Annotated in this window: 2 protein-coding genes; both read left to right on the top strand. The window is 57.0% G+C overall.

Going from position 1 to position 2,351, the window contains the following annotated elements; translation table 11 throughout:
• The first annotated feature begins 208 nt into the window (after nucleotides 1-208).
• The gene (locus GFB49_RS20875) at nucleotides 209-1,168 is read left to right on the top strand and encodes a DNA cytosine methyltransferase (RefSeq protein ID WP_153218185.1); all 960 of its coding nucleotides are present in this window, start codon (nucleotides 209-211) and stop codon (nucleotides 1,166-1,168) included.
• A 120-nt stretch (nucleotides 1,169-1,288) separates the two neighbouring features.
• Nucleotides 1,289-2,197, top strand: coding sequence for a NaeI family type II restriction endonuclease (locus tag GFB49_RS20870; RefSeq protein ID WP_153218183.1), 909 nt, complete (start codon nucleotides 1,289-1,291; stop codon nucleotides 2,195-2,197).
• The last annotated feature ends 154 nt before the right edge of the window (nucleotides 2,198-2,351 follow it).

Here is a 2,351-nt window from a genome sequence, read left to right as displayed (position 1 = left end):
GCGTAGCTCAGGGGTAGAGCATAACCTTGCCAAGGTTAGGGTCGGGCGTTCGAATCGCCTCGCCCGCTCCATTCGGACAAAACAGCCGCCTTCCTGGGCGGCTTTTGTTTTTCTATTCTCCCCTCTGGCCCTTGATCGGAATCGTTCAGCCCGATAAGAACAGAGGGCGAACAATCATTCCCAGTCCAAAAGACAAGAACGAGGCAGGATGCTTACATCGGTGGAACTTTGCGCAGGTGCAGGCGGGCAGGCTTTGGGATTGGAACGGGCGGGTTTTGATCACACGGCTTTGGTTGAGATTGACAAACATTGCTGCGCAACCTTGCGCCACAACCGCCCGGCCTGGAACGTATTGGAAGAAGACGTGCGCGAATTCAAAGATCGCGCGGATGACTATCGCGGCATCGACCTTCTGGCGGGCGGCCTCCCCTGCCCTCCGTTTTCTGTGGCAGGCAAACAGCTTGGCGAAAAGGACGAGCGCAACCTGTTTGACGACGCAATCGAAATTGTGCAGGCCACCCGCCCCCGTGCCGTCATGATCGAAAACGTACGTGGCTTTCTGGACGCGGTGTTTGTCGACTACCGGGAAAAGCTGAAAAAACAGCTGGCAAAACTTGGCTATGAAACCGATTGGCGCTTGCTCAACGCATCGGATTTTGGCGTGCCGCAACTGCGTCCACGGGTTGTCATTATTGCCCTGCGCAAGGAATTCAACGGTCAGTTTTCGTGGCCGGATCCGCTGCCCTATAATCCACCAACCGTGGGTGAGACCCTAATCGACCTGATGAAGGAACGCGGCTGGCGCGGTGCTGAGGCCTGGAAAACACAGGCCAATGAAATTGCGCCGACCATTGTTGGTGGCTCCAAAAAACACGGCGGCCCCGATTTGGGCCCCACCCGCGCCCGTCGCGCTTGGGCCGCCCTTGGAGTGGAAGGGCGTACCATCGCCAATGAAGCGCCAGACCCGTTTCACAACGACATGCCGCGCCTGACCTGCCGAATGGTGGCCCGAATCCAAGGGTTCCCGGATGAATGGCATTTCACTGGCGCCAAAACCAACGCCTATCGCCAGGTTGGCAATGCCTTCCCCCCACCTGTCGCTGCCGCTGTGGCCAAACAGATCAGCCAGGCCATCGTGCGGCCCGGTTTGCGCTCCATCTCGGCTTAAGCGCCTATTGCGCAGTTGCTTTTTAAGTATTTATAAAAAGATGAAAATGATGCCGTTTGTGCTTTCATCTTTTCCCAAATACTTACAGCACACCAGACGCCCCAAGCGAAACGCAGGCTCATGAAACGCACCCTCCCTCCCAGCGCCATTGATGCGGATCACCGTGATGCTGCCTTGCTGGATGCGCTGGCCCACGACATCACCGCAAGGGCCGGCGGTTCATTCGAGCTGAGCCAGACCTTTCCACAGATGCTGCGCAACTGTATCGATGCGGTGATCATGACCGCCAAAACCGGGCGGCGGCGGTATGAAGAGCTGGAAAAGACTGAAAAAACCTATATCGGGACCCGGGTCGAGATCGAATTGCGCGCTCTTCTTGGTCTGCGCAAAGGGCGTTTGGATACGGAAATCCTGGGTCATGACGTGGATATCAAAAACACCATGGGCACCAATTGGATGATCCCCACCGAAGCCGTGGATCATCCCTGCATTCTGGTGGCTGCTGATGAAGACCGAGCACTGTGCTATCTGGGGCTCATTATTGCGCGTCCAGACTATCTAACCACGGGTCAGAACAAGGATGCCAAGCGCAGCATTTCGGCCGAGGGGTTTCGCCATATCCTCTGGCTTTTGAAGGAACAGCCCTATCCAGCGAATTTCTGGCGCAGCATTCCCAGTGACGCGGTGGCCTGTATTTTCCAAGGCAAATCCGGCAATGCGCGCATGGCGGAATTGTTTCGCCAGATCCAGGAACACCCCATTCCACGCGACGTGATCGAGGCCGTGGCGCAGCAAAAGGATTTTACGCGCCGCATTCGCAAGGACAAAGGGCGCGGCACGCGGGATATTTTGGAACGCGAGGGGATTGTGCTGATGGAGGGGCGCACGGACGCGCAGCTGATCAAGGCCTTTGACCTGCCCCCGTGCCCGGCGGGGAGTTTTATCTCATACCAACCGCGCAGCCAAAACGCCTGTAATATGGCGCGCCATTTCGGCTTTGATGCGCTGCCGACGATCGGCGACACCTAAGCCTTGGCGAGCGGCAATTTTTTCTGAAAAAGTCGGTTTTTCCCCTTGCGGTTATCGCCCCATATTCGTAAACCCCGCTCACCGAAACGGAGTGCGGGCGTAGCTCAGGGGTAGAGCATAACCTTGCCAAGGTTAGGGTCGGGCGTTCGAATCG

Origin of the sequence: Tritonibacter litoralis (assembly GCF_009496005.1) — a bacterium.
GTDB lineage: Bacteria > Pseudomonadota > Alphaproteobacteria > Rhodobacterales > Rhodobacteraceae > Epibacterium > Epibacterium litoralis.
The sequence above is the reverse complement of the archived record's forward strand: the minus strand, read 5'-3'. Positions and strand labels throughout refer to the sequence as shown.